Raw genomic sequence first — 25214 nt, forward strand, 5'->3', positions numbered from 1 at the left:
TCAGCGACGGTGGGCCAGCCAGGCGCTGGCCAGACCGCAGCTCACGATGAGCGCGGCGCCGCCCACCGCGCTCGGGCCCGGCAGATCGCCGAACACCCACCAGCCCATCAGCGTCGCCCACACCAGCTGCACATAAATCAGCGGGCTGAGCACGGACGCCGGCGCGAACGCCATCGCGCGGATCAGCAGGAAGTGGCCGGCCATGCCGGACACGCCCAGCGAAATCACCAGCAGGCCGTCGCGCCAGCCGGGCATCGTGCCGTGTGCCGAGGCCGGCAGCGCCAGCGTGGACAGCGCGGCGCCGACCAGCGCGGTGTAGTAGAGCGTGGTGAGTGGTCGTTCGGTCGGCGCCAGCATGCGGGTGGCCAGCTGGTAGAGCGCGTACAGCAGCGATCCGCCCAGCAGCATGCACACCGGCAGCAGCGGCAGATTGCCGTCAGGCCGTGCGATCAGCAGTACGCCGGAAAAGCCGAACAGGGCCAGCATCCAGTTGGCTGCAGTGATGCGCTCGCCCAGCACCGGTCCGGCCAGCAAGGTCACGATGAGCGGCGTGATGAAGAACAGCGACGTGCCTTCGGCCATCGGAATGCGCTGCAGCCCGCCCATGATCAGGAAGGACACGCCGGCCAGCAGTGCAGCCCTGAACACCTGCAGCCGCCAGCGCGGCGTGACCAGCAGGTTGCGCCGCATGCGCGGCCACAGTACCGCACCGAGCACGATGGCCGGCACCAGATAGCGTGCCCATACCAGCATGCCGACCGGGTAGCGCTGCGACAGGAACTTGCCGGTGGTGTCCAGCACCGCGAAGCAGAACAGCGCGGCCAGCATGAGGCCGACGCCGATCAGCGGATGCCTGCGTTCAGCGTGTGGAATGACGGGGGTCCTGCGGGTCGGCGCCAGCGATCAGCGCATTGAAGGCGGCGCGGGCCGATTCGATCACTTCACCGGCGGTCAGGCCGTTCGGTCCCTTGCCCTGTGCGACCAGCCGGTCGCCGGCCAGGCCGTGCAGATGCACGCCGCCCAGCAGCGCCAGATCGGCCTGCCAGCCCTGGGCCAGCAGACCGGCGATCAGGCCGGTCAGCACATCGCCCATGCCGGCCGACGCCATGCCCGGATTGCCGGTGGTGTTGATGAACCAGCGCCCGTCCGGCAGCGCGATCACGCTGCCACAGCCCTTGAGCACCACCGAGGCGCGGAAGCGCCGCGCCAGTTCGCGCGCCGAGGCGATGCGGTCCTGCTGGACCTTCGCGGTCGTGCTGCGCAGCAGGCGCGCGGCTTCCATCGGGTGCGGCGTCAGCAGCGTGGCGGCTTCGCGCTGGCTCAGCGCCTGTTCCAGATCGCCGTGCTGGGCCAGCAGATTGAGCGCGTCGGCATCCAGTACCAGCGTGGCGGGACAGCGCACCGCGTCGCGCATCAGGTCGAGCGCGGCCGGGCTCTGACCCAGGCCGGGGCCGATTGCCACGCAGGTGGCGAGGTCGCCGGCAAGTACCTCGGCCGGGGTCCGTATCATCAGTTCCGGCTGTTCCGGGTCCAGCGGCAGCGCGGCGTGGTCCAGCATGCCGACGAATACCCGGCCGGCGCCCACCTTGAGCGCGGCGCGGCCGGCCAGCAGTGCTGCACCCGCCATGCCGCGGGCACCGCCCACCAGCATCGCGTTGCCGTGGGTGCCCTTGTGGCTGTTGCGCGCACGCGGGCGCAGCAGATGGGCGAACAGTTCGCGGCCGACCTGCCAGCCGGAAGGCGGCGTGACTGCCGCGCAGTCCAGACCGAGGTCGTGCAGGCTCAATTCGCCGCAGTGGTCCGGGCCGTCCAGCGTGAGCAGGCCGGGCTTCATCGCGATCATGGTGGCGGTGTGGCTGGCGCGTATCGCGCGGCCCATCACCGCGCCGGTGTCGGCGTTGAGCCCGCTGGGCACGTCGATGGCCAGCACCGGGCAGTCCATCTCGTTCACCGCATCGATCCAGGCAGCGTGCACGCCCTCGACCGGCCGGGTCAGCCCGATGCCGTACAGGGCATCCACCACCAGCGCGTAGTCGGTATCGGGCATGCGTGGCAGCGTGAGGCCGCCGACCGACCGCCATGACGCCCAGGCCATTACCGCGTCGTCGGCGCCGCGGTGTTCGTCGCAGTCATGCACCACGGTCACGTCGAAGCCGGTCTGTTTGAGCTGGCGGGCGAGCACGAAGCCGTCGCCGCCATTGTTGCCCGGGCCGCACAGCACCAGGATGCGGCCATGCCGGCCCCCCACCAGCTGCATCGCCTTGGCCGCACCGGTGGCACCGGCGCGTTCCATCAGGCGCGGCGTGCTGTCCGGCGCGTAGTGGCGCTCGATGCGGCGCAGTGCATCGGCGTTGTACAGCGCGGTGAGCGGGGCGGTGTTCAGCGTTCTCGGGGCGGACATGCGGAAATCGGAAGTGCGTCGCGGCTGAGGCCGGTGGCGGGACGGGGCGATCCGGAAAGACGCGATTCTATGCCCGGCCGCGCCGCCGTGCCGAGGAATGCGGCACTGCCAGTACCCGTTCGCCGGCGCAGGCGTAGAGGTGCAGTCCGGGCGTGGGCGTCTGGTCTGCGTGTCCGGTGAACTGGCCGAAGGCCGGCAGCAGGCCCACCGCCTCACCGAAGGCGAAGCAGGGCAGACGCAGCCGGTCGCCGCCGGCCTCGATCCGGACCGCCGGATGGACGTGGCCCGCCAGCACGTAGCGGCCGGGCTGCGGCGCCGGATGATGGCAAAGCGCGAACGGGCCGTCCGCCCACGGTTCATCCACCACGGTCAGCGCCAGTTCCGGCGGCTCGCCGGCGTGGGCGTCGTGGTTGCCGCGCACCAGCAGCCAGTCGCAGTCCGCGCTGTGCAGCGCGGCGAAGCGCTGCATCAGGCCGGGTTCGCGCGCGCTGCGGGCGTGGATCAGGTCGCCGAGAAAGACGAGCCGGCGCGGCGCATGGCGTTCAAGCAGGCCGGCCAGCCGGGCCAGCGTGTCGTCCGAACTGCCGGCCGGCACCGGCACGCCCAGCGCGCGGAAGGCGGTGCCCTTGCCGATGTGGGCGTCGGCCACCATCAGCGTGGCGCGCGCCGGCCACCACAGCGCGCGCTCCGGCAGCAGCACCAGGCGTTCGCCGGCGATCAGGATTTCGGTCATGGCCGCACGCCGTCGCAGGCGCGTTCGAGCTGGGCCACCATGCGTGCCACCCGCTCCGACAGCTGTTCGGTCGACAGCCGCTCGCGCAGCCGCGCCACCAGCAGCGGAAAGGCGAATGGCGTCATCGCCGGCGGTTCGGTCAGCCGCAGCGTCGCGCTGCGCAGTTCGGCCAGCGTGCGGGCGATCCGCGCCACGTCCAGCTCGTCGCACAGCGCTTCCTGCCGCGCCTGTTGCAGCAGCAGATTGTCCGGATCGTGCCGGGTGAATACGTCGAACAGCAGTTCGCTGCTCACCTGCAGCTGGCGGGCCGACTTGCCCTGACCCGGATAGCCCTGGAAGGTGAGACCGGCCACCCGCGCGATTTCGCGGAAGCGCCGGCGGGCCAGCTGGGCGGCGTTCAGGCAGTGCTCGATGTCGGCATTCAGACCGTCTTCCGACAGCAGACCGGCCGCCACTTCGGCCACCCAGTCCACCGGTCGGGCGGACAGCAGTTCCAGACCGTAGTCGTTGAAGGACAGCGAAAAGGTGGCTGGCGCACGGCGCGCGATGCGCCAGGCGAGCAGGGCGGCCAGACCGGCGTGCACCGGCCGCCCAGCGAAGGGGTAGATGAAGAGGTGGTGGCCTTCGCGCGATGCGATGCGTTCGACCAGTCTTTCGTCCTGCCCGGGCAGCGCGGACCAGCGCGCCTGCAGTTCGAGCAGCGGGCGCAGCGCCTGCAGTTCGGGTTCGGGATACTCGCCGCCGGCCGCGAGGGCGACCAGATGCCGCATTTCGTCGGCCAGTTCGGTCGACAGCGGCATGCGGCCGCCAGCCCAGCGCGGCACCGTGCCGCGTGACGCCGAGCCGGCGCGCACCAGCGCCTGCATGTCGCGCACTGCCACCAGTTCGAGCACCCGGCCGGCGAACAGGAAGCAGTCGCCCGGCCGCAGCCGGCCGACGAAGGATTCCTCGACCTGGCCGAGCCGGCCGCCGGCCAGCGCCGCAGCGCCTCCTGTTTTTCCGCCTGCTTTGCCGCCCGCTTTGCCCCCCTTCGCCCAGCGCACCTCCACCGTTGAATCCGCGGTGATGGTGCCGATCTGCATCCGGTGCCGCCGCGCGATGTCGGCCCGTTCCACCCGGTACAGCCCGTCGTCGCCGCGTTCCACCTTGCGATAGTCCGGATAGGCCTGCAGCGCGGCACCGCCGCGGGTGACGAAATCCAGCGTCCACGCCCAGGTCGCGTCGTCGAGTGCGCGGTAGCTCCAGCAGCCCATCACTTCGGCCCGCAGCGCGTCGGCGTCGAAGCCGCCGGCCAGCGCCAGCGTCACCAGATGCTGGGCCAGCACGTCGACCGGCGCCTCCGGCGCGGTGCGCGGTTCGATCCGGCCGGCCGCCACCGCGCGGCGGGCGCCGGCGGCGTCGATCAGCTCCAGCCCGTGGCCGGGCACGCAGGTGGCGTGCGGCGTGCGGCCAGGCGCATGACCGGAGCGGCCGGCACGCTGCATCAGCCGCGCCACGCCCTTGGGCGAGCCGAGCTGCAGCACCCGCTCGACCGGCAGGAAATCCACCCCCAGATCCAGACTGGAGGTGCACACCACCGCGCGCAGCCGGCCGTCCTTCAGGCCGGCTTCCACCCATTCGCGCACCTCGCGCGCCAGCGAACCGTGATGCAGCGCGATGAGTCCGGCCCAGTCCGGGCGCGCCTCCAGCAGCGCCTGGTACCACAGCTCGGCCTGCGAGCGCGTGTTGGTAAACAGCAGCGTGGAGCGGCTGGCTTCGAGTTCGGCGATCACCGCGTCGAGCAGTCGCACGCCCAGGTGGCCGGCCCACGGAAAGCGCTCGATGCGCGGCGGAATCAGGCTGTCCAGCTTCACCGGCCGCTCGATCTCGCCGGCCACCCGCAGACCGCCGTCGCCGCACAGCACCTGCATCGCGTGATCCGGATTGCCGAGCGTGGCCGACAGCCCCCACACCGGCAGCCCGGCGTTCCAGCCGCGCAGCCGGGCCAGCGCCAGCTGCACCTGCACGCCGCGCTTGCTGGCGATCAGTTCGTGCCATTCGTCGACCACCACTGCCGCCAGTCCGGCCAGCCGCTCGCGCGCGTCCGCGTGCGACAGCATGATCGACAGGCTTTCCGGCGTGGTGACCAGGGCCTGGGGCAGCCGGCGCGACTGGCGGGCGCGTTCGGCGCTGCCGGTGTCGCTGGTGCGCAGGCCCACCTCCCAGCCGATGTCGAGATCACGCACCGTGTGCTGCAGCGTGAGCGCGGTGTCGGCGGCGAGCGCCCGCATCGGCGTGATCCACAGTACCTGCAGCCCGTCGGCCGGATGCGCAGCGGCCCGCTGCAGTGCGCCCAGCCACACCGCCAGCGTCTTGCCGGAGCCGGTGCCGGCGTGCAGCAGGCCGGAGCGGCCGGCCGCCAGACCGGCCCACACGGTGCGCTGGAAGGCGAAGGCCTGCCAGCCGCGGGCGTCGTACAGCGCACTGATGCGGCTCAGAAGCTTGTCCAGCTCGGGCAGCACGCCGTCGGCGGCGCGCCGGCGCGGCCGGGGTGCAGCGCCGGACGGTTTCGCGCGCGCCCGGGCGGCACGCAGCTGGCGCGCCAGCGACGACGACGCGACTACGCGGCGGATGTCTTCGCGGGTGGGTTCTTCCGGAGCCGGCGGGTCGGAGGGCGGGGCGGTCATGGGCGATCGGATCGGGCGGGCAGTGCTGCCTGGCGACTCAGAGCGCGACCGCGCGCGAGGGTTCAGTCCAGCGGACGGATCAGTTCGCGGTGGCGGAAACAGTCCACCAGATGGTCGTTCACCACGCCGACCGACTGCATCCAGGCGTAGACGATGGTGCTGCCGACGAAGCGGAAGCCCTTGCGGGCCAGTTCCTTCGACAGTGCATCGGACAGCGGGGTGCTGCCCGGGCATTCGGCCATGCGCCGCCAGTGATTGACCATGGGCTGGCCATCAACCGCGTCCCACAGCAGATCGGCCAGCGATTCGCCGCGCTCGTGCATGGCCAGCAGCGCGCGGGCATTGCCTATCGTGGCGTCGATCTTGAGCCGGTTGCGCACGATGCCGGCGTCCGCCATCAGCCGGCTGCGTTCGGCCTCGCCGTAGCGCGCGATGCGCTCGGCGTCGAAGCCGTCGAAGGCGCGCCGGTAACCGTCGCGCTTGCGCAGTATGGTGATCCACGCCAGGCCGGCCTGCGCTCCTTCAAGGATGAGGCGCTCGAACAGCTCGCGCTCGTCGCGTACCGGTACGCCCCACTCGCTGTCGTGGTAATGGACATAGAGCGGGTCCTGCCCGCACCACGCGCAGCGTGCGGGCCCGACGCTCATGAGGCGCGCAGCAGCAGTTCGCCATTGACCAGCGAACTGTCCTCCGGATCGCGGTTGATGTGGAAGCCCAGGCTCTGCACGAAGCGCAGCATGCGTTCGTTGTTGGCCAGAAACACGCCTTCCATCACCCGCAGGCCGCGCTCGCGCGCCGCCTCGACCAGCAGGTTCATCATGATGCGGGCCAGACCCTGGCGCTGCCAGGCGTCGGCGATCACGATGGCGAATTCGCAGCTTTCGCCATCCGGGTTCACCACGTAGCGACAGACACCCAGCTGTTCGTCGTCTTCCTCGCCCACCGCCACCAGCGCCATTTCGCGGTCATAGTCGATCTGGGTCAGGCGCGCCAGCAGCTGCGGCGGCAGTTCCTTGATCGTGCTCATGAAGCGCAGGTAGCGGGTTTCGGCCGACAGCTCGCGCACGAAGCGCGCTTCGCGGTCCGAGTCTTCCGGCCGGATCGGCCGGATGATGGTGCGGGTGCCGTTGGGCAGCGTGACCACGTGTTCCAGCCGCGCCGGATAGGGGTGGATGGCCATGTGCGAATACGGCGTCGCGGTCGGCTGCACGTCGGCCAGGATGATGCGGGCATCCACCGCCACGCAGCCGCTTTCGTCGACCAGCAGCGGATTGATGTCCATCTCCCGTATCCACGGCAGTTCGCACACCATTTCCGACACGCGGATGAGTACCCGCTCCAGCGCTTCCATGTCGATGGCCGGCATGCCGCGGTACTCGCCCAGCATCTGCGAAACCCGAGTGCGCTGGATCGCGTCGCGTGCCAGTTCGACGTTGATCGGCGGCAGCGTGACCGCGCGGTCGCGCAGCACTTCGACCCGCGTGCCGCCGTGGCCGAAGCTGATGACCGGGCCGAATACGTCGTCGTGCACCACGCCGACGAACAGTTCGCGCGCATTGCGCTTGTTCACCATGGGCTCGATCGACACCCCGCGCAGCCGCGCTTCCGGCTTGCGGCGGCCGACTTCGGCCATCAGTTCCTGCCAGCAGTCGCGCACCGAGCGCAGGTTGTCGACATGCAGGCGCACGCCGCCGACGTCGCTCTTGTGGGTGATGTCCGGCGAATCGATCTTCATCGCCACCGGCAGGCCCATTTCTTCCGCATACACCATGGCTTCGGTGGCGCTGCGCGCGACCACGGTCTGCGCGATCGGAATGCGGAAGGCGGCGAGCAGCGCCTTCGATTCCATTTCGGTCAGCACGGTACGCCGTTCCGACAGGGCGGTTTCGATCACCAGCCGGGCCGATTCGACCGAGGGCGGATCGAGGTCCTGCGCCAGCGAGGCCGGCGCGTGGCGCAGCAGCTGCTGGTTGCGGTAGTAGGACGAAATGTGATGGAACAGTTCGACCGCCGGTTCCGGTGAGCGAAAGGTCGGGATGTGCGCGGCCTCGAACAGCGCACGGGCGGCGCGCACCTGTTCGCAGCCCATCCAGCTGGTCATCAGCGGCTTGCCGGCGGTTTTCGCGACTTCGATCACCGCTTCGGCGACCGCGGTCGGTTTGGTCATGGCCTGCGGCGTGAGCAGCGTGAGCACGCCATCCACGTTCGGGTCGGCCAGCACCGCTTCCAGCGCGGCGCGGTAGCGGGCGTCGTCGGCGTCGCCGATCAGATCGACCGGATTGGCGTGCGACCAGTTCGGCGGCAGCGTGCGGCTCAGCACTTCCAGCGTTTCCGGTGCCAGCTGCGCGAGCGGAATGCCCAGGTCAGCCGCGCGGTCGGCAGCCATCACGGCCGGACCGCCGCCATTGGTCACCACCGCCAGCCGCTTGCCGGCCGGCTTGAAGCCGGTGAACAGCGCATTGGCGGCCGAGAACATCTGGCCCAGCGTGGCCAGACGCACCACGCCGGCGCGGCGCAGCGCGGCGTCGAACACGTCGTCCTCGCCCACCATGGCGCCGGTGTGCGACGCGACCGCCTTGGTGCCGGCCGGGTGGCGGCCTACCTTGATCGCCAGCACCGGCTTCACCCGGGCCGCCGCACGCACCGCGCTCATGAAGCGGCGCGCGTCGCGGATGCCCTCGATGTACATGAAGATGCTTTCGGTTTTCGGGTCCGCGATCATGTAGTCGAGGATTTCACCGAAATCGAGATCGATCGACGCACCCAGCGACACCACGGACGAGAAGCCGACGCCGTTGGACTGCGCCCAGTCCAGCAGCGCGGTACACACCGCGCCGGACTGGGAGATCAGGCCGATGCTGCCGGCCTTGCCGCTGGAGCGCGCGAAGGTGACGTTGAGGCCGAGCGAAGGCCGCATCAGGCCCAGACAGTTGGGGCCGATGATGCGCACGCCGCCGCGCTTGGCGGCGGTGCGGGTGCGGCGCAGCAGTTCGGCGCCGGCCGGGCCGGTTTCGGCGAAACCGGCGCTGATCACGATGGCGGCCTTGATGCCGGCGCGTCCGCACTCGTCGATCAGGCCCGGTACGGTGCGGGCCGGCGTACAGATGACGACCAGGTCCGGCCGCTTGCGCAGGTCTTCAAGGCGGGCCACGCAGGGCACGCCGAAAACGGCTTTGTGCTTGGGGTTGATCGCGTGCAGCTCGCCCTTGAACTGGGCGTCCAGCATGTTGCGGACCAGTACCGCACCGATCGAGTCCGGCCGCTCGCTGGCGCCGATGATGGCGACCGACTGCGGCTCGAACATGGCTTTGAGGTAGTGCTCGTACTGCATCGTGTAACTCCCGTGGCTAGGAAGACCGGCAGCGGCGAAGGAGGGGCGCTGTCCGCGTCTTCGCGGGCGGAGGCCCGCGCACGTTCGACAACAGTATATTGCATTGCAGCATAGGCTGCGCTTGTGGAAAACCACATGTTGCAGCCGGGCACGCGGCGTGCCGCCCCGCGTTTTTCAGCGATACGACCGCGGCGCGCAGCACCGCATCCGGCTGCGAAGTATCCCGGATGCGGCGGCGCGCCGCCAGTGCGGGCAGGGCGCCCGCGCGACTCAGAAGCCTATCGTGTAGTGCGCGTAGGCGGTGGCGGAGCCGGTGCGTTCGAACGGCAGCTCCTGGTAATACACGTCCAGCGCCACGCGCTGGCCCTTGGCCACATCGTAGAAGGCGCCGGCCGATGCCACCGGGCGGGTCCGCTTGATGTCGCTGTTGAAGCTCTCCGAGGTCAGCCCTGCCAGACCGGTTGCCGCAAAACGGCTCACCTTGTGCTCGACATCCTGTTCCACGCCCAGGCTGCCGGTCAGCGTGAGCTTGGGCGTGAGCCGGTGATTCGCCTTGATGCCGGCCAGAATGCTGGTCGAGCGGTCCTTCAGCCCGGCCACGGTCAGCGGGGTGCTCACACCGCGTTCGGTGTAGCCGTCCTGTTCGATCAGGGTGTAACGCGCCGCGACGTAGGGGCGCAGCAGCGTGTTGCTGCCCTGGTTGAAGGCATAGCTCAGTTCGGTCACATAGCTTTCGCTGGTGAGCTTGGTCGAGCCCTGGCCGGCTTCCGAGGTGCCGATCACGGCGCGGGTGATGTCCACGTCCTTGGACTGATAGGCATTGGCCAGCTTGACCTGCCAGCCCAGGCCGTCGGCGTTCTGGTTCCACACGCCGAACAGGCCCATCAGCGGCACGCGGTTGTCCAGATCGATGCCGGTCGGCGTGTTGCGGTTGAAGCTTTCGTCGACGAAGGCGCCGACGCGCAGCTGCGGGCTGACCTTGTAGCCCAGCACCAGCACCGCGTTGGAGGTGGCGGTGTCCGGGCTGTTGGCCGAGGTGTAGCGGCCACCGACCGACACGCACACGCCGCGTGCGTCGAACAGGGCGCAGTCGTAGGTGTTCATGTTGGCGAAGTTCGACGCGATGGCGGCAACGTTGAACACGCTGCGCACCTTCTGCGCCGACTGTCGCAGCGAAAGCTGGGTGTCGGCCACCGACGGGCCGGCGGCGAACAGCATGAAGCTGCCGAGCAGGACAGCTGGGTCGGCCGCACCGATGTAGCTCACCGTTCCGTCCGCATTGATCTGCTGTACGTCACCGATGGCATTGATGGTGAGCGTGCCGCCGGCGTAGCTGAAGTTCAATCCGGGTGCGAACCATGACTGGTTGCCGTTCAGCGTGCGATGTGCGCCCGAAAGCAGGATGGTGCCGTTGCGTGCGTCTTTCACCGTGATGTTCGAAGCGAACCCCAGTCCTGCGATCGCATTGATGCTGCTCGCCGACTGGATGCCGGCAATGTTGCTGGTCGAGCTTGCACCCGTGCCGGCTTCGCTGTTGGTGAGGGTGAAACCCCGACCGTCGGCGAAGGTGAAGGTGGTCAGACCGTTGGCCGTAGTCGAGAAATGGAAGGTGTTGGCCGACGCCTGGGAGAAGCTCGCTTCGTCCGACGAGATGGTGATGCCGTTCGCGACGAAGCTGGCCGCATGCACGGGTTGCAGCGCACCGGACAGGATGCTGACGGCGAACAGCGTGGCGGCGGCGAGAGGCTTGTGAACGGGGCAGAAAGACATGGTGTTTCCCTGGGCGAGTTGTGTTTGTGTGTTCGGGGCCCGCATGGCAGACCTTGAATCGGACGGCGCGGGGCGCGAAGTATGGACTGCGCGCCCGCTTTTGGGTAATCCGTGATGCATATCGGCTGAACCGGCGGCGACTTGAAGGGGAATGGCTCCCGCGAAATGTTTCAATGGCTTGGATCAGGCAGCGTGAAGTAGAAACAGGCGCCCTTGCCCGGCGAACCTTCGGCCCAGATGCGTCCGCCGTGGCGGGCGACGATGCGGGCGACGGTGGCCAGACCGATGCCGGTGCCGGAGCGGTCGGACTGGTCGTGCAGCCGGTTGAACGGCTTGAACAGCTGGGCTGCGTGATCCATGTTGAAGCCGATGCCGTTGTCGCGCAGGTGGAACACCACCTCGCGGTTGCGCAACCGGGCGTCGAATTCGATTTCCGCCATGTCGCGGCCGGCAGTGAAGGTCCAGGCGTTGCGCAGCAGGTGTTCGAGCAGTACCCGCGCCAGCATCGGGTCCACCCGCGCCATGAGGTGGGTGCCGATGGCAAGCCGGCCGTTGCGCTCCGGCGATTCCGCCTGCAGTTCGCGCATGATGGCGCGCGCCATCGCCGACAGATCGACCTCGGCGCGGCTGATCGGCGCCCGGGTAAGGCGGCCCAGTTCCAGCAGGTCGTCGATCAGCGTGGACAGCTTCTGCGACGCTGCGCGGATGCGGCCCAGGTGGCTGTGGGCGGTGGCGTCAAGCCGGTCGCCGTAGTCTTCCATGATGATCTGCGAGAAGCCGTCGATCGCGCGCAGCGGATTGCGCAGATCGTGTGACACCGAGTAGGAGAAGGCTTCCAGCTCGCGGTTGGACGCCTCCAGCTCGGCGGTGCGGCGTTTCACCCGGCGCTCGAGTTCGGCATTCATGTCGTACAGCGTGGCTTCCGCCTGTTTGCGGGCGGTGATGTCCTCGATGCTGCCGGACAGGCTTTCCAGCCGGCCCTGGGCGTCGAAGCGGGCGCCGATGGCGATTTCCAGCCAGCGGGCGGAGGCGCTGCCGGTGCCGGTACGCACTTCGATCTGCATCGCGCTGCGCCGGCCGTCCAGCATCGGTTCCATGCGCGCGAGCAGGTAGCGCGCCTCGTCCTTGCTCAGCCAGCGCAGCACCCGCTGGCCGATGGCCTGGTTGACCGGCTGGCCGGTCAGCGTTTCCCAGGCGCGGTTCAGATAGGTGATGCGGCCGTGCGCGTCGATGCGGAAAATGACTTCGCGCAGGTGGTTCACCATTTCGCGATGCCGGGTTTCCAGTTCGCGCAGCGCGCGGGTGGACAGCACGAAGGCGGTTTCGTCGCGGCCGGTGCCGCGGTAACCGGCAAAGCGGCCGTCGGCCGGGCGTATCGGCCGGCCCAGCAGTTCGATGTGGCGCGACGTGCCGTCCGGTCGCCGCAGCACCAGATGCAGCTGCAGCGACTGCCCGCTCTGGAACTGGCGATGGGCTTCTTCCCAGTCACCGTGCGCCGGCGCCAGACCGTCGATCTCCCACAGCCGGCGGCCCTGTACTGCACGCTGGCTCAGCGCGGTGGCCAGATGACCTTCGGCACGCGAGTAGTGCAGCTTCAGCGCGGCATCGGTTTCCCAGTGCCAGTCGGTGACCAGATCGGTGAAGTCGCGCAGGCGTTCGGCGTCAAGGTGGGCGTAGGTGGCTTCGCGGGCCAGCCGGTTCTGCTCGCGCAGCGCGAGCGCACCGATGCCCAGCCCGGCCGCCAGCACCGCCAGGCCGACCGGCAGTGATTCGGTGGCGGCGAGCGCGCCTGCCAGCGCGGCGAGCGGCAGCGCCCGCCACAGGAAGAAGATCCGGGCGCCCTGAGAGAGCGCCGTGAGGTCCGGAGTGCGGAACATTGTTGTCCTTGGTATGCCACCGATCATAATGCGCCCCGACTTCACGGAAACCCGAATAAGGGGTGGCAGATGGCATCTCATCCTCATTTTTCGATGCAGGACCCGTCGGACTGGGTGGTGCGCTTCGCGGCGCGCTTGCCGGCCGGGGCGGCGGTACTCGATCTGGCCTGCGGCGGCGGACGGCATGCGCGCTGGCTGGCCGGGCGCGGGCTGGACGTGCTGGCAGCAGACCGCGATGCGGCGGCGCTGGCGGGACTGGCCGCGGTGCCCGGCGTGCAAACGCTGTGCACCGACCTGGAGGAGGGCGACTGGCCCTGGGGCGAGGCGCAGTTCGACGCGGTGGTGGTGACCCGCTACCTGTTCCGCCCGCGGCTGGACCGGGTGGCGGCGCTGCTGCGCCCGGGCGGCGTGCTGATCTACGAAACCTTCATGCTGGGCAACGAGCGCTTCGGCAAGCCTTCGAACCCCGATTTCCTGCTGCGTCCGTACGAACTGCTGGACTGGGCGCGCGGCTGGGGCAGCGTGCTGGCATTCGAACAGGGCGAGATCGCACGCCCGGCACCGGCCATGATCCAGCGCATCTGTGCGACGCGGGGCGAGGGCCTGCCGCCCTTGCCCTAAATCTCCGTCAGCCGGGATTCAGGGCGGCAATGCGCTGCGCCAGCCGCACGATGCCGGCGTCGTCCAGCGAGTCTGCAGCCACCACGGGTGCGTCGTGGTGGCCCTGGTAGTTGCCGTTCTGCGAGCGGCGGTAAAGCGGGTCGTAATGCTGTTCCAGCAATGCGGCCACCAGCGCCGGCCACTGGCCGTCGCGAGCGAGCGCGCACCAGGCGCCCACCGTATCGCGACCGCGCAGCTCGATCAGCCGTTCCAGCCGCTCGATCAGCCCCTCGGCATCGCGCGTCATGTAGTCGTAGTCGCGCAGCAGGAATTCGGTGCGTGCCTGCGCTGACGCTTCGATACGGATGCAGGCGGCGGCACGCAGCCGCTCGATCAGCGGCTCGGGTACGGTGATCATGCCGATGCGCCGGCTTTCCGCCTCGGCATAGACCGGTCGTGCCGGGTCCAGCCGGTCCAGCGCGCGCAGCAGCCGCGACTCGAACAGCTTCTGCGACGGCTGTTCCACGCCGGGCTGGCGGCCCAGCACAGAACCCTTGTGCGCGGCCAGCGCTTCCAGATCCAGCACCTGTTCGCCGGCCGCGGCCAGCGCCTCCAGCACCCGGCTCTTGGCACTGCCGGTCGGTCCGCTGAGCACCCGGAAGTCGAACCGGGCGGGCAGCGCGGCCAGCCGGGCCAGCGCCTCGCGCCGGTAGGCCTTGTAGCCGCCTTCCAGCTGATGGGCGTCCCAGCCGATCTGGCGGAACACGGTGACAAAGGCGCCGCTGCGCTTGCCGCCGCGCCAGCAGTAGATCAGCGGACGCCAGTCCGGCCCCTTGTCCTGGAAGCGCTCCAGCAGGTGACGGCCGATGTTGATGGCCACCAGCGCAGCGCCCCGGCGCTTGGCGACGAAGGGCGACACCTGCTTGTACAGGGTGCCGATCTCGGCCCGCTGTGCGTCGTCCAGCGCCGGGCAGTTGATGGCGCCGGGCACGTGATCGAGCGCGAATTCGGCCGGCGAACGGGTGTCGATGATGTCGTCGAAATCGTGCAGGTGTTCGACGCTGGCGAGGCCGGCCGGCTTGCGTTGGCCGGAGGGTGCGTTCATGAATGCGATGTCCTGGGTCGAAAGACCGCGTGTCAGCGCCGCGCGACCGGTTTGCCGAGCAGCGGCCTCAGCGGCGCCCAGATATTGTCCACGATGCGTGGCTGGGCCGCAGCCACCGGATGAATGCCGTCGGGCAGAAAGCTCTTCGGGTCACTGGCAAAGCCGTCGAGCAGGAAGGGCAGCAGCGCCGATCCGGTCGATTTCGACACATCGGTGAAAGTGGCGGCGAACTTTTGCGTGTAGTCCGGGCCGTAGTTCGGCGGCAGCTGCATGCCGGCGATCAGTACCCGTGCGCCGGCCGCCTGCGACCTGCGGGTCATCGCGTCCAGATTGTCGCGCAGCGTTTTCAGTGACAGGCCACGCAGGCCGTCGTTGGCGCCCAGCGCGAGGATGACCACCGCCGGCCTGTTTGCCGCGAGTGCGGCGTCGATGCGCGACAATCCGTTGGCGGAGGTGTCGCCGCTGGTGCTGGCATTGACCACGACATGGCTGTAACCGGACTGTTTCAGCCTTTCGCCCAGCAGCACCGGCCAGGCCTCCTGCTGGCGCAGGCCGTAGCCGGCGGACAGGCTGTCACCGATCACGAGCACGGTCTGCGCCTGTACCGGCAGCACCGCGAACACCACCATACAGAGCGAGAACAGCAGTTTCTTCATGCCTACAGACACTCCGGACAATCGCCCGCTGCTCGAAGTCGAGCAACTGGGCAAACAGGTCAGCAGCGGCAACGCGCCGCTCACCATCCTTCAGGATATCGCCTTCACGGTCGCCGCCGGTGAGGCGCTGGCCATCGTCGGCGCCAGCGGCTCGGGCAAATCGACGCTGCTCGGGCTGCTTGCGGGTCTTGACCTGCCGGGCAGCGGATCGGTTCGCATCGACGGCCAGGACATCTTCGCGCTGGACGAGGACGAAAGAGCCCAGCTGCGCGGCGACAAGGTGGGCTTCGTGTTCCAGTCCTTCCAGCTGCTGCCGGCGCTGACCGCGCTGGAAAACGTGATGCTGCCGCTGGAACTGGCCGAATCGAGCGGCGTGCGCGAGCGCTCGGTGGCCCTGCTCGAACGGGTGGGGCTGGGCAGCCGGCTCACCCACTATCCGCGCCAGCTCTCTGGCGGTGAGCAGCAGCGGGTGGCGCTGGCGCGCGCGTTCGCGCCGCAGCCCCGGCTGCTGCTGGCCGATGAACCGACCGGCAATCTGGACGCGGCGACCGGCGCGTCCATCATCGACCTCATGTTCGAAATGAATGCCGAACAGGGCACCACCCTGGTGCTGGTCACTCACGACGAGGCGCTGGCTGCCCGCTGCGGCCGGCGCATCCGCCTCGCGGCCGGGCGGCAGACCGACTGAAGCCGGCCGGGCGGTGCAGTATGCTTGCCGCCGCAGGACTGTCACGGCAGGAATCACAACACACGGAGGAATGCAGCCATGTTCAAGGCCATTTTGCTGGAGCAGGGCGAGGGCGGCGCCACGCAGGCGACGCTGAAGGACATTGACGACGCCGCACTGCCGGAGGGCGAGGTGCAGGTGGCGGTGCGCTGGTCCAGCCTCAACTACAAGGATGCGCTGGCCATCACCGGCAAGAGCCCCATCGTGCGCAAGTGGCCGATGATTCCGGGCATCGACTTTGCCGGCACCGTAGAACAGAGCAGCGATCCGCGCTGGAAGGCCGGCGACGACGTGGTGCTGACCGGCTTCGGTGTCGGCGAAGGCCACTGGGGCGGGCTGGCGCAGAAGGCGCGGGTGAAGGGCGACTGGCTGGTCGGTCTGCCGGCCGAGCTGGACGCGAAGCGGGCGATGGCGGTCGGTACTGCCGGTTTCACCGCCATGCTGTGCGTGATGGCGCTGGAAAAGCACGGCCTGCAGCCGGGTGACGGCGAGGTGCTGGTGACCGGCGCTAGCGGCGGCGTGGGCTCGGTGGCGGTGGCGCTGCTGGCCAAGCTCGGCTACCGCGTGGTGGCCAGCACCGGCCGCCTTGAAGAAAGTGACTATCTGAAGTCTCTGGGCGCCGAATCGGTGATCGACCGCGCCACGCTGTCGGCACCCGGCCGGCCGCTGGCCAAGGAGCGCTGGGCTGGTGTGGTCGACAGCGTCGGCTCGCATACGCTGGTCAATGCCTGTGCCGCCACCCGTGAGAACGGTGCGGTGGCCGCCTGCGGACTGGCACAGGGCATGGATTTCCCGGCCACGGTCGCGCCCTTCATCCTGCGCGGTGTCACGCTGTACGGGGTCAACAGCGTGACCGTGCCGCGTGCTCCGCGTGAGGAAGCCTGGCGCCGGGTGGTGCAGGACATGCCGATGGCACTGCTCGAAGGCATGACCGAAGTGGTGGCGCTGAAGGACGTGATCGGGGTGGCGCCGCGCTTTCTTGAAGGACGGGTGCGTGGCCGCCTGGTGGTCGATACGTCGGCAGTCTGAAGGCAGGGCGCCGTGACAAGCACTGTTGCGGCGCACTAATTTTGACGCTCATCAAGGACTTGGCTAAACTGCGCCGCGTTTTTGCATGAAATCACATCAACCCATAAGAAGAGAGACTCGATGAGCGCCAGGACCCTTCTTGCTGTCGCAGCCGTCTGCCTCAGCCCGCTCGCCTTTGCTGCCGATGGCAATGCCGACGCCGCCAAGGACAAGATTTCGATGTGCGTTGGCTGTCACGGCATTCCGGGCTACCAGACCGCGTTCCCGAAGACCTACAAGGTGCCCCGCATCGGCGGCCAGTACCCCGAGTACATCAAGGCTGCGCTGCAGGCCTACAAGAACGGTGATCGCAAGCATCCGACGATGACCGGCATCGCCGCCAGCCTGACCGAGCAGGACATGGCCGACCTCGCCGCCTACTACGGCGCTCAGAAATAAGGAACGCAGGTCATGATGAAGAAGATCGCTTTCGCTGCGCTCGCCGCTCTGGTGGGCATGTCCGCCGCCCACGCCGGCGATGCCGCCAAGGGCAAGGAAAAGTCAGCTGCCTGCGCCGCCTGTCACGGTGCGGACGGCAACAGCCCGGCGCCGTCTTTCCCGCGCATCGGTGGTCAGCACGAGGACTACCTGCTGCAGGCACTGCACCAGTACAAGAAGGGCACCCGCAAGAACGCCATCATGGGCGCTCAGGTCGGTGCGCTGAGCGACCAGGACATGGCCGATCTGGCCGCCTACTTCGCGTCGCAGGCCGGTCCGCTGGTCACCCGTCGCTGAAGCGTCCTGTACGCCTCATGAAAAAAGCCGGCATCGCCGGCTTTTTTCTTTTCGGGGCCACGAACCGTGGCTGCCTCAGATCGTCAGCACGCCGCCCGGGCAGTAGCCGGCCTGTTCCAGCCGGCTCAGCGTCGGCAGCAGGTTCAGCGTGGTCTGGCTGCGCAGCAGCTGGGCGCGCCCACGCAGTGCGGCCAGATTGATGCGGGTGCCCAGTTCGGTGCCGGTGACGCAGATGGCGTTGCCCTCATCCAGCGAGGGCAGCACCAGTGCATGACCGTCGTGGGCGTCCAGGATGCGCTGCGCGCTGGCGCGGAAGCCGCGGCTGCGGCCGAACAGGTTCAGGCAGACCCGGCCTTCGAAGGCCAGCCGCGCACGGCAGGCGCGGTGAAACTCGGCAGTGTCGAGCGCGTTGGCGCGGGCACGGTGGTCATAGCCATCGACCAGGATGAGATCCCACTTGTGCTCGGTGTCGGCGATGAACTGCGCGCCGTCACCGATCACGATTTCAAGCCTTTCGTCTTCGCGTGGCAGCCGGAAGTGAAGTGCTGCCATCGGTGGCATGCGCGGATCGATTTCCACCACCGTAATGCTGGACTGCGGGCAGTAGCGGTGCAGGAACTTCACCACCGAACCTGCACCGAGGCCGATGGCCAGCACGCGCCGCGGCCAGCCCTCGTCCGGGGCCAGCAGCAGCGGCAGCATCATTTCGCGGGTGTATTCCAGTTCGAGCGCGAACGGCCGGGCGACCCGCATCGCGCCCTGCACCCATTCCGACCCGAAGTGCAGGTAGCGCACGCCGGCCGCTTCGGAAACGTCGATCGAGTTGCGCGGCGTCTTCACCCGGCCTCCGCCGAACAGCGCGTCCAGTCCCACAGGCTGGCGCTCAGGGACGCTGCTCGGGCAGCACGATGTTGACTTCCAGCACCTCGTAGTTGTCCTGCTTCTCGAGCTGGACCTTGATGTCTTCCGGGTTCACGCGCACGTACTTGGAAATGACCGCGACCAGTTCCTGCTGCAGCGCTGGCAGGAAGTCGGGCGCCGAGCTGGAGCCGCGTTCGCGCGCGATGATGAGCTGAAGCCGTTCCTTCGCGATCGAGGCGGTCTTCTGCTTCTGGCCGAAGATCAGGGAAAGCAGCGACATGCTCACTTCCCTCCGAACAGGCGCTTCAGCAGGCCAGGCTTTTCGTAATCGACGAAGCGCAGCGGGCGCTCCTCGCCGAGGAAGCGGGCCACCACGTCTTCGTAGGCCTGGGCCACGTCACTGCCTTCCATGTGGATGGCCGGCGTGCCCTGGTTCGAGGCCTGCAGCACGATTTCCGATTCCGGAATCACGCCCAGCACCGGAATGCGCAGGATTTCCTGTACGTCGCCGTGGCTCAGCATTTCGCCGTCCGCCGCGCGCTTGGGCGAGTAGCGGGTGACCACCAGATGTTCCTTCACCGCTTCGCGGCCTTCACGGGCGCGACGCGATTTCGACTGCAGGATGCCCAGGATGCGGTCGGAGTCACGCACCGAACTCACTTCCGGATTGGTCACGATGACCGCTTCGTCGGCGAAGGTGAGCGCCATCACCGCACCGTGCTCGATGCCGGCCGGCGAATCGCACACGATGTAGTCGAAGCCCATGTCGGCCATGTCCTTCAGCACCTTCTCGACGCCTTCTTCGGTCAGCGCGTCCTTGTCGCGCGTCTGCGAGGCCGGCAGCACGAACAGGTTGTCGCAGTGCTTGTCCTTGATCAGCGCCTGGGTCAGGTTGGCTTCGCCGTGGATCACGTTCACGAAGTCATACACCACGCGGCGTTCGCAGCCCATGATGAGGTCGAGATTGCGCAGGCCGACGTCGAAATCGATCACCGCGGTCTTCTTGCCGCGCAGTGCGAGGCCGGACGAAAACGCGGCGCTGGTCGTGGTCTTGCCCACGCCGCCCTTGCCGGATGTGACGACTACGATACGGGTCACTCTGTTCTCCCTCTTGTGTTTCAGGTGGTCGCCAGGGCGGCGACGGTCAGTACCTGTTTGTCCGCATGCTCTTCCAGGCGCACCTGCGCCGGGCGGCGCAGCAGTTCGCTGCTGGCCGAATGTTCGAAGGTCTTGTACACGCCGGCGATGGACACCAGTTCCGCTTCGAAGCAGGTGGTGAAGATGCGTGCTTCGGCATCGCCGGTGGCACCGGCCAGTGCGCGGCCGCGCAGCGGCGCGTAAATATGGATGTGGCCGTCGGCAATCACTTCGGCGCCGGCGCTCACCATGGCCAGCACCACCAGGTCGCCGCGGGCATAGACGCGCTGGCCGGAGCGCAGTGGTTTGTCGATGATTTCGGTGCGGCGGACCGACGGCTGCGGGGCCGGGGTCGCCTCGCGTACCGGCTCGGGAGCTGGTGGTACTGCCGCGACCACCGGTTCGGGCTCGACGACGGGCGCCGGTGCCGGCTCTGCCGGCAGCGGACGCGGCGCAGGGCTGTCGGCGGCGAGCACCGCCAGGCCGAGCAGGCGGGCGTTGTCGGCGGTTGCTTCGTCGGTGGTCTGCACCGCGACCGCGGTCAGCGCGTGCCGGCCGAGCGCGTCACGCAGCGCGGCGAGATCGGGCGCGCTGCCGGCTGGCAGTTCGCCGCAGTCGATCACCACCGGTTCGCCGGAGAAGAAGCCGGGCATGCTGCCCAGACGGGCGTCCAGCGCCGCGGTCAGTTCGGCGGTGTCAGCGCTGCGCAGCAGCGCCCGCATCGCTTCGAGCGTGGCGCTTTTGAGTTCTATGGCCGAGGTATCGGGCTTGCGCGCCATGGGAAGTCCGCAGGAAATGGCAAAAGTCTACTCAGTGCCCGGGCGTCGGGCAACACGATGGGCTGCAAGAGCAGGTCGTTCAATGCACCGAACCGGGCGGGTCGCCGAACAGGCGGGCGATGTCGTCCGGGCCGAAGCGGTAGTCGTGGTTGCACATGTCGTCATGGATGTGCAGCTCGCCTTTCTCGGCGAGGATGGATTCCACCTCGGCCCGGCCGAGCGAAATGACCAGCCGGCGCACCTTGTCTTCGTCGCGCGGGCAGTGGTGGCAAGGTTCGACCGGGTCGAACACACGCACGCCGCCGGCCTGCATCTCTTCGTGGAACAGCCGCGTGAGCAGGGTTTCGGTATCCAGCCGCTTCAGCTCGTCTGGCGTCACCGTGCCGGCCAGCTGACAGACCCGGGCCCAGCCGTCGGCATCGCGCGTGTCGGCACCCGGCAGTTTCTGCAGGAAGAGGCCGCTTGCGGTATCGCCGTCGGCCGCCAGCCACAGCGCGGTGGGCTGCTGTTCAGACTGTTCCAGGAAGTGCTCGAACACTTCGGCCACGCTGGCGCCTTCCAGCGGCACCACGCTCTGATAAGGCGTGGCTGCAGTGTCCGGCAGCAGCGTGATCACCAGATGGCCGTCGCCGATCAGGTCCGGCAGCGGCGCCTCGGCCAGATCAGCCGGGGCGGCCATGCCGCGCAGTCGCAGCTGCTGGTCGCAATCCACCACCAGCAGGCTGAGCGCACCATTGCCGCGCACCTGGGCGGTCAGCCGGCCCGGCTGCTTGAGCTGGCCACCGACCATCAGCGTCACCACGGTCACTTCGCCCAGCAGGCGTGCCACCACCGGCCCGTAGCCACGGCCGCGCAGCATGGACTGCCAGGCGCCGGTCAGACGTACCCGTACGCCGCGGATGTCCAGCCCTTCGAACAGGAAGCGCTGCATGCAGTCGTCGCTCACCGGGACACCTCCGACCAGCGCACCCCGGACCAGCGTTTTTCGTCGAAACCGACCAGCAGTTCGCTGCCCAGATCGATCAGCGGACGGCGGATGGCAGACGGATTGGCCGTCAGCAGGGCCAGCGCGCGATCGTTATCCAGATCGGCGGTCTGTTCGGGGGGCAGCTTGCGGAAGGTGGTGCCGCGCGTATTCACCAGTACCTGCCAGCCGGCGCGGCGCATCCAGTCGGCGAGAAGGTCGGCCGGCACGCCGTCTTTCTTGTAGTCGTGCAGTGCGAATTCGATCTGGTGTTCGGCCAGCCAGGACTGTGCGCGCGACATGGTGTCGCAGCGCTTGATGCCGTAGATGCGGAGCATGAAACCGGGAGGTCGGAAAGCGGAGAGGGCGCATTGTACGTCGCGTCGCAGCAGACCGCGTCGGGTGACACCGGCCTTCCCGGGGCTGGCGTCATGGTGCTGCAATGGTTAAGATTTCAAAAATTGATCCGAAACAACAAACTGGCGCTGGATGTTGAACGGTTTTTCTGGATTTGATCCATACCGTCCGGCGCACCAACAGTGGGAGAGACCTGCATGATGTTTCGACGCTGGGGCCTGTGCGCCCTGACGGTGGTATTCGGATTTTCGATGTTCCAGGCTGACGACGTGCTTGCTGCACGGACGGCAGCCAGTGGCAAGCAGGTGAAGTCGGCGATCCGCCCGGCGGCCAAGATCGCTTCCAAGAAGCGTGTGGCCCCGAGCGCCCAGTTCGCGGCTGCCGCCGCGCCGCTTACGGTTGCGGTGCCGGCCTTTCGCCCGCCCAAGCCGCCCGCCCAGCGCCACTACGCGGTGGATGGTTCCACCTTCTACGCCGATGGCGTGCGCGTGCGTGCGGCCGGCCTGGAAGCGCTGGACGTGCCGGGTGCATCCGGCATGGCCAAGCAGCGCTTGCAGCAACTGCTGGATTCCGGCCGCGTCAGCATCGAACCGCTCGGCAACGAGGGGGGCGACGTAACGCTGGCCCGGGTACGCGTCGATGGTCGCGATCTGAGCGAACTGATCAGCACCCGCTGAAGCGGGGCGCCGGACGGCATTTCCAGCCGGCTGGCGGAAGCAGAAAGAAAAAGGCCCGGTATCCCGGGCCTTCCTTTTTGATGCGCAGTCAGATGCTGACTTGCGGACTCACTCTTTCAGCCGGCGGTCAGGGCCGGATTCCGGCCCTCGTGCGCGCTGCCATGGGCATCCTTGGCGGGGGCTTCCTCGTCGGAGGTGTCGTGTTCGGCCGCCTTCGACCCTTTCACTTTCTTGGTCGCGACCGCGGGCGTCGGCACGGTGGGCAGCACCACCTCTATCTTGTTCTGCGTCATGTAGTCGTTCATCTCTCGCCAGCCGGCGAAGATGGCGGCTTTCGATGCCTTGGGATTCAGGTTGTAGCAGTCCTCAAGCGCGCGGCCGGCATGGCGGCAGGCGCCGCCTATGGCTTTGGCATCGAGTTCCTTCTGCGCGGCGACCTTGTTCGGGTCGGGAATGGGCAGCCGGTCACAGGCGCCCAGCGCCAGCGCGCAGGCAATCAGCAGCAGGGGGCGGAGCGTTTTCACCTTGCAGGCACTTCCGGAAACGGAGATCTGTTCCGGTTTACGGCACGCCCGGCCGCCGCTTGAGACGACCAGGCGTGCCGCCAGTGCATCTGCCCGTTACAGACCGTTGCGCGAGTACTCGGCCAGCAGCGTGTCCTGCGCGCAGTGGCGTGCGGCGCGCGACACGCGACGACGGTAGCGGCCGTCCGGCTCCATTTCCCAGGACTGGCTGTTGTCCAGCAGATAGGGCCGCAGCCCTTCCTTCATCACCCGTCGCTTCAGCTTCGGGTCCAGCACCGGGAAGGCCACCTCGATGCGGCGGAAGAAATTGCGTTCCATCCAGTCCGCACTCGCGAGATAGAGCTTTTCTTCGCCGTCGGCGTGGAAATGGTAGATGCGCGAGTGTTCGAGGAAGCGGCCGACCACCGAACGCACCGTGATGTTCTCTGACAGACCGGGCACGCCCGGGCGCAGCGCGCACACGCCGCGCACGATGAGATCAATGTCCACGCCGGCCTGGCTGGCGGCATACAGCGCCTCGATGGTTTCGTCCTCGACCAGCGAATTCATCTTGGCGATGATGCGGCCCTTGCGGCCGGCACGCGCGTTCTCGGCTTCCTGGCCAATGGCGGCAATGACGCTGCTGTGCAGCGTGAAGGGCGCCTGCCACAGATGGGTGAGGGTGCCGGCGTGACCGAGGCCGGTCAGCTGCTTGAACACCTCGTTCACATCCTCGCCGATCTGCTCGTTGGCGGTCATCAGGCCGAAGTCGGTGTAGAAGCGCGCGGTGCGCGGGTGATAGTTGCCGGTACCCAGGTGCACGAAGCGGCGGAAGCGCTGCACGCCGTCCACCTGTTCGCGGCGCACCACCATCAGCAGCTTGGCGTGCGTCTTGTAGCCGAACACGCCATACACCACATGTGCACCGGCATCTTCCAGCCGGGACGCCCAGTTGATGTTCGCTTCCTCGTCGAAGCGGGCCATCAGTTCCACCACCACGGTCACTTCCTTGCCCTTCTGCGCGGCGCGCACCAGGGCTTCCATCAGCACCGAGTCGGTGCCGGTGCGATAGACCGTCATCTTGATCGCCACCACGTCCGGATCGTCCACCGCCTGCTGCACCAGGTCGATCACCGGCTTGAAGGACTGGAAGGGGTGGTGCAGCAGCTGGTCCTGCTTGCGGATCATCGCGAAGATGTCATAGCGCTTTTCCATCGTGCGCGGCACCTGCGGCACGAAGGGCGGGTATTTCAGATCCGGACGTTCCACCCAGTCCGGCACCTGCATCAGCCGCACCAGATTCACGATGCCGGGCGCGCGGTACAGGTCGTCGCGGGTCAGGCTGAACTGCTGCAGCAGGAAGTCAGCCATCTGTTCCGAGCAGTTGTCGGCGACTTCAAGCCGCACCGCGTCGCCGTAGTGGCGCTGCGGCAGTTCGCCCTGCAGCGCCTGGCGCAGGTTCTTCACCTCTTCCTCGTCGAGGAAGAGGTCGGAATTGCGGGTGACCCGGAACTGGTAGCAGCCAAGCACGTTCATGCCTTCGAACAGATCGCCCACGTTCTGGTGCATGGCCGAGGACAGGAAGATGAAGCCGTGGTCCACACCGGTCAGTTCCTTCGGCAGCTTGATCACGCGCGGCAGCGCGCGCGGCGCCTGCACGATGGCGAAACGCGAACTGCGGCCGAAGGCGTCGCGGCCCTCCAGCTCGACCGCGAAGTTCAGGCTCTTGTTGAGCACGCGCGGGAAGGGGTGGGAGGGGTCCAGCCCGATCGGTGTGAGCACCGGCATCAGCTCGCGCATGAAATAGTCGCGCACCCATTCGCGCTGCGCTTCGGTCCAGTTGCCGCGGCGCAGGAATACGATGCCTTCCTTCTCCAGCAGCGGCAGGATGACGTCGTTCAGCAGCGAATACTGTTCCGCGATCAGCTGGTGCGCCTCGCCTGCGATCAGGCGCAGGGCCTCCTGCGCCGAGCGGCCGTCTGAGGTGACGCCGCGCGCGCCCAGCCGGATGTGCTCGCGCAGGCCGCCGATGCGCACCTCGAAGAATTCGTCGAGGTTGCTCGATACGATGCACAGGAACTTCAGCCGCTCCAGCAGCGGCACGCGCTCGTCGGCCGCCTGGGCGAGCACGCGGCGGTTGAAGGCGATCAGCGACAGTTCGCGGTTGATGAAGTGGTCAGGTGCGTAGCGCGGAACCGGCAGGATGGCGGGCATGGTGGGGGCAAGTCTCGGCTGTTGTTATCTGGATCAGGATTTTGTGACACGAA

24 protein-coding genes are annotated in these 25214 nt (G+C 68.1%); 6 read left to right on the forward strand and 18 right to left on the reverse strand.

Translation table 11 applies throughout. The annotated features are described in order from the left end of the window. From METUNV2_RS0108145 to METUNV2_RS19350, 8 genes are all read right to left on the reverse strand, one after another. The gene (locus tag METUNV2_RS0108145) at nucleotides 1-900 is read right to left on the reverse strand and encodes a DMT family transporter (protein ID WP_332309789.1); all 900 of its coding nucleotides are present in this window, start codon (nucleotides 898-900) and stop codon (nucleotides 1-3) included. After that, a complete protein-coding gene (locus METUNV2_RS0108150; RefSeq protein WP_018228981.1) occupies nucleotides 860-2401 on the reverse strand; it encodes a bifunctional ADP-dependent NAD(P)H-hydrate dehydratase/NAD(P)H-hydrate epimerase in 1542 nt (513 codons plus the stop codon). The genes METUNV2_RS0108145 and METUNV2_RS0108150 overlap by 41 nt, the downstream gene beginning before the upstream one ends. Before the next feature lie 67 nt (nucleotides 2402-2468). Then, nucleotides 2469-3134, reverse strand: coding sequence for a ligase-associated DNA damage response endonuclease PdeM (gene pdeM / locus METUNV2_RS0108155; RefSeq protein ID WP_018228982.1), 666 nt, complete (start codon nucleotides 3132-3134; stop codon nucleotides 2469-2471). Next, nucleotides 3131-5800 carry a ligase-associated DNA damage response DEXH box helicase gene (locus METUNV2_RS0108160; RefSeq protein WP_018228983.1) on the reverse strand — a complete coding sequence of 890 codons (2670 nt, stop codon included), beginning with the start codon at nucleotides 5798-5800 and terminating at the stop codon, nucleotides 3131-3133. Before METUNV2_RS0108160 ends, pdeM begins: the two co-directional genes overlap by 4 nt. A gap of 62 nt (nucleotides 5801-5862) precedes the next feature. Next, on the reverse strand, nucleotides 5863-6447 hold the full coding sequence (locus METUNV2_RS0108165) for a DNA-3-methyladenine glycosylase I (RefSeq protein WP_018228984.1): 585 nt from the start codon (nucleotides 6445-6447) through the stop codon (nucleotides 5863-5865). Continuing rightward, nucleotides 6444-9131, reverse strand: coding sequence for a bifunctional acetate--CoA ligase family protein/GNAT family N-acetyltransferase (locus METUNV2_RS0108170; RefSeq protein ID WP_018228985.1), 2688 nt, complete (start codon nucleotides 9129-9131; stop codon nucleotides 6444-6446). Before METUNV2_RS0108170 ends, METUNV2_RS0108165 begins: the two co-directional genes overlap by 4 nt. 270 nt (nucleotides 9132-9401) lie before the next feature. Beyond that, nucleotides 9402-10901 carry an autotransporter outer membrane beta-barrel domain-containing protein gene (locus METUNV2_RS0108175; protein WP_018228986.1) on the reverse strand — a complete coding sequence of 500 codons (1500 nt, stop codon included), beginning with the start codon at nucleotides 10899-10901 and terminating at the stop codon, nucleotides 9402-9404. 170 nt (nucleotides 10902-11071) lie between these two features. After that, entirely contained in the window at nucleotides 11072-12778 is a 1707-nt protein-coding gene (locus METUNV2_RS19350; protein ID WP_018228987.1) for a sensor histidine kinase, read from the reverse strand. A 93-nt stretch (nucleotides 12779-12871) separates the two neighbouring features. Between METUNV2_RS19350 and METUNV2_RS0108185 the strand changes: the two genes are divergently transcribed. Then, nucleotides 12872-13399, forward strand: coding sequence for a class I SAM-dependent methyltransferase (locus METUNV2_RS0108185; protein ID WP_018228988.1), 528 nt, complete (start codon nucleotides 12872-12874; stop codon nucleotides 13397-13399). A 7-nt stretch (nucleotides 13400-13406) separates the two neighbouring features. On the opposite strand, the gene mnmH is transcribed toward METUNV2_RS0108185, so the two are convergent. After that, the gene (gene mnmH, locus METUNV2_RS0108190) at nucleotides 13407-14483 is read right to left on the reverse strand and encodes a tRNA 2-selenouridine(34) synthase MnmH (protein WP_018228989.1); all 1077 of its coding nucleotides are present in this window, start codon (nucleotides 14481-14483) and stop codon (nucleotides 13407-13409) included. Between the two features lie 32 nt (nucleotides 14484-14515). Next, on the reverse strand, nucleotides 14516-15139 hold the full coding sequence (locus tag METUNV2_RS0108195) for an arylesterase (protein WP_018228990.1): 624 nt from the start codon (nucleotides 15137-15139) through the stop codon (nucleotides 14516-14518). Here METUNV2_RS0108195 and METUNV2_RS0108200 point away from each other — a divergent pair. From METUNV2_RS0108200 to METUNV2_RS0108215, 4 genes are all read left to right on the forward strand, one after another. Beyond that, nucleotides 15138-15827 carry an ABC transporter ATP-binding protein gene (locus METUNV2_RS0108200; RefSeq protein WP_018228991.1) on the forward strand — a complete coding sequence of 230 codons (690 nt, stop codon included), beginning with the start codon at nucleotides 15138-15140 and terminating at the stop codon, nucleotides 15825-15827. The two genes, METUNV2_RS0108195 and METUNV2_RS0108200, sit on opposite strands and share 2 nt — an antisense overlap. A 78-nt stretch (nucleotides 15828-15905) precedes the next feature. After that, nucleotides 15906-16895 carry an acrylyl-CoA reductase (NADPH) gene (acuI, locus tag METUNV2_RS0108205; protein WP_018228992.1) on the forward strand — a complete coding sequence of 330 codons (990 nt, stop codon included), beginning with the start codon at nucleotides 15906-15908 and terminating at the stop codon, nucleotides 16893-16895. A 120-nt stretch (nucleotides 16896-17015) separates the two neighbouring features. After that, nucleotides 17016-17333, forward strand: coding sequence for a c-type cytochrome (locus tag METUNV2_RS0108210; protein ID WP_008059064.1), 318 nt, complete (start codon nucleotides 17016-17018; stop codon nucleotides 17331-17333). A gap of 12 nt (nucleotides 17334-17345) precedes the next feature. Next, nucleotides 17346-17669 (forward strand): c-type cytochrome, encoded by a 324-nt coding sequence (locus METUNV2_RS0108215; protein WP_018228993.1) that lies wholly within the window; start codon nucleotides 17346-17348, stop codon nucleotides 17667-17669. 75 nt (nucleotides 17670-17744) lie between these two features. Here METUNV2_RS0108215 and METUNV2_RS0108220 read toward each other — a convergent pair whose 3' ends face one another. The 6 genes from METUNV2_RS0108220 to METUNV2_RS0108245 all read right to left on the reverse strand — a co-directional run bounded on the left by METUNV2_RS0108220 (nucleotide 17745) and on the right by METUNV2_RS0108245 (nucleotide 21748). After that, the gene (locus METUNV2_RS0108220; protein WP_018228994.1) at nucleotides 17745-18542 is read right to left on the reverse strand and encodes a fused MFS/spermidine synthase; all 798 of its coding nucleotides are present in this window, start codon (nucleotides 18540-18542) and stop codon (nucleotides 17745-17747) included. Between the two features lie 10 nt (nucleotides 18543-18552). After that, nucleotides 18553-18810 carry a cell division topological specificity factor MinE gene (gene minE, locus METUNV2_RS0108225; protein WP_008059077.1) on the reverse strand — a complete coding sequence of 86 codons (258 nt, stop codon included), beginning with the start codon at nucleotides 18808-18810 and terminating at the stop codon, nucleotides 18553-18555. 2 nt (nucleotides 18811-18812) lie between these two features. Then, nucleotides 18813-19628 (reverse strand): septum site-determining protein MinD, encoded by an 816-nt coding sequence (gene minD / locus METUNV2_RS0108230; RefSeq protein ID WP_081618521.1) that lies wholly within the window; start codon nucleotides 19626-19628, stop codon nucleotides 18813-18815. A 20-nt stretch (nucleotides 19629-19648) separates the two neighbouring features. Further along, the gene (gene minC, locus METUNV2_RS0108235) at nucleotides 19649-20446 is read right to left on the reverse strand and encodes a septum site-determining protein MinC (protein ID WP_018228996.1); all 798 of its coding nucleotides are present in this window, start codon (nucleotides 20444-20446) and stop codon (nucleotides 19649-19651) included. A gap of 79 nt (nucleotides 20447-20525) precedes the next feature. Further along, entirely contained in the window at nucleotides 20526-21392 is an 867-nt protein-coding gene (gene hslO / locus METUNV2_RS0108240) for an Hsp33 family molecular chaperone HslO (protein WP_018228997.1), read from the reverse strand. Beyond that, the gene (locus tag METUNV2_RS0108245) at nucleotides 21389-21748 is read right to left on the reverse strand and encodes a Spx/MgsR family RNA polymerase-binding regulatory protein (protein ID WP_018228998.1); all 360 of its coding nucleotides are present in this window, start codon (nucleotides 21746-21748) and stop codon (nucleotides 21389-21391) included. Before METUNV2_RS0108245 ends, hslO begins: the two co-directional genes overlap by 4 nt. Nucleotides 21749-21964: 216 nt before the next feature. Between METUNV2_RS0108245 and METUNV2_RS0108250 the strand changes: the two genes are divergently transcribed. Then, entirely contained in the window at nucleotides 21965-22444 is a 480-nt protein-coding gene (locus tag METUNV2_RS0108250) for a hypothetical protein (protein ID WP_018228999.1), read from the forward strand. A 116-nt stretch (nucleotides 22445-22560) separates the two neighbouring features. Here METUNV2_RS0108250 and METUNV2_RS0108255 read toward each other — a convergent pair whose 3' ends face one another. Both METUNV2_RS0108255 and ppk1 read right to left on the reverse strand, forming a co-directional pair. Then, the gene (locus METUNV2_RS0108255; RefSeq protein ID WP_018229000.1) at nucleotides 22561-22968 is read right to left on the reverse strand and encodes a hypothetical protein; all 408 of its coding nucleotides are present in this window, start codon (nucleotides 22966-22968) and stop codon (nucleotides 22561-22563) included. A gap of 96 nt (nucleotides 22969-23064) precedes the next feature. Beyond that, entirely contained in the window at nucleotides 23065-25161 is a 2097-nt protein-coding gene (gene ppk1, locus METUNV2_RS0108260) for a polyphosphate kinase 1 (RefSeq protein WP_018229001.1), read from the reverse strand. Between the last annotated feature and the right edge of the window lie 53 nt (nucleotides 25162-25214).

This window comes from Methyloversatilis universalis EHg5 (genome assembly GCF_000378945.1).
GTDB lineage: Bacteria > Pseudomonadota > Gammaproteobacteria > Burkholderiales > Rhodocyclaceae > Methyloversatilis > Methyloversatilis universalis_A.

Excerpts from the sequence above, each read along its gene's own strand:
- METUNV2_RS0108250 (WP_018228999.1), top strand. The coding sequence starts at position 21,965 with ATGATGTTTCGACGCTGGGGCCTGTGCGCCCTGACGGTGGTATTCGGA.
- METUNV2_RS0108245 (WP_018228998.1), bottom strand. The coding sequence starts at position 21,748 with ATGCTCCGCATCTACGGCATCAAGCGCTGCGACACCATGTCGCGCGCA.
- METUNV2_RS0108195 (WP_018228990.1), bottom strand. The coding sequence starts at position 15,139 with ATGAAGAAACTGCTGTTCTCGCTCTGTATGGTGGTGTTCGCGGTGCTG.
- minE (WP_008059077.1), bottom strand. The coding sequence starts at position 18,810 with ATGTCGCTGCTTTCCCTGATCTTCGGCCAGAAGCAGAAGACCGCCTCG.
- METUNV2_RS0108215 (WP_018228993.1), top strand. The coding sequence starts at position 17,346 with ATGATGAAGAAGATCGCTTTCGCTGCGCTCGCCGCTCTGGTGGGCATG.
- METUNV2_RS19350 (WP_018228987.1), bottom strand. The coding sequence starts at position 12,778 with ATGTTCCGCACTCCGGACCTCACGGCGCTCTCTCAGGGCGCCCGGATC.
- METUNV2_RS0108175 (WP_018228986.1), bottom strand. The coding sequence starts at position 10,901 with ATGTCTTTCTGCCCCGTTCACAAGCCTCTCGCCGCCGCCACGCTGTTC.
- minC (WP_018228996.1), bottom strand. The coding sequence starts at position 20,446 with ATGGCGCGCAAGCCCGATACCTCGGCCATAGAACTCAAAAGCGCCACG.
- mnmH (WP_018228989.1), bottom strand. The coding sequence starts at position 14,483 with ATGAACGCACCCTCCGGCCAACGCAAGCCGGCCGGCCTCGCCAGCGTC.
- METUNV2_RS0108200 (WP_018228991.1), top strand. The coding sequence starts at position 15,138 with ATGCCTACAGACACTCCGGACAATCGCCCGCTGCTCGAAGTCGAGCAA.
- METUNV2_RS0108150 (WP_018228981.1), bottom strand. The coding sequence starts at position 2,401 with ATGTCCGCCCCGAGAACGCTGAACACCGCCCCGCTCACCGCGCTGTAC.
- METUNV2_RS0108160 (WP_018228983.1), bottom strand. The coding sequence starts at position 5,800 with ATGACCGCCCCGCCCTCCGACCCGCCGGCTCCGGAAGAACCCACCCGC.
- pdeM (WP_018228982.1), bottom strand. The coding sequence starts at position 3,134 with ATGACCGAAATCCTGATCGCCGGCGAACGCCTGGTGCTGCTGCCGGAG.
- METUNV2_RS0108185 (WP_018228988.1), top strand. The coding sequence starts at position 12,872 with ATGCAGGACCCGTCGGACTGGGTGGTGCGCTTCGCGGCGCGCTTGCCG.
- METUNV2_RS0108165 (WP_018228984.1), bottom strand. The coding sequence starts at position 6,447 with ATGAGCGTCGGGCCCGCACGCTGCGCGTGGTGCGGGCAGGACCCGCTC.
- ppk1 (WP_018229001.1), bottom strand. The coding sequence starts at position 25,161 with ATGCCCGCCATCCTGCCGGTTCCGCGCTACGCACCTGACCACTTCATC.
- METUNV2_RS0108210 (WP_008059064.1), top strand. The coding sequence starts at position 17,016 with ATGAGCGCCAGGACCCTTCTTGCTGTCGCAGCCGTCTGCCTCAGCCCG.
- acuI (WP_018228992.1), top strand. The coding sequence starts at position 15,906 with ATGTTCAAGGCCATTTTGCTGGAGCAGGGCGAGGGCGGCGCCACGCAG.
- METUNV2_RS0108170 (WP_018228985.1), bottom strand. The coding sequence starts at position 9,131 with ATGCAGTACGAGCACTACCTCAAAGCCATGTTCGAGCCGCAGTCGGTC.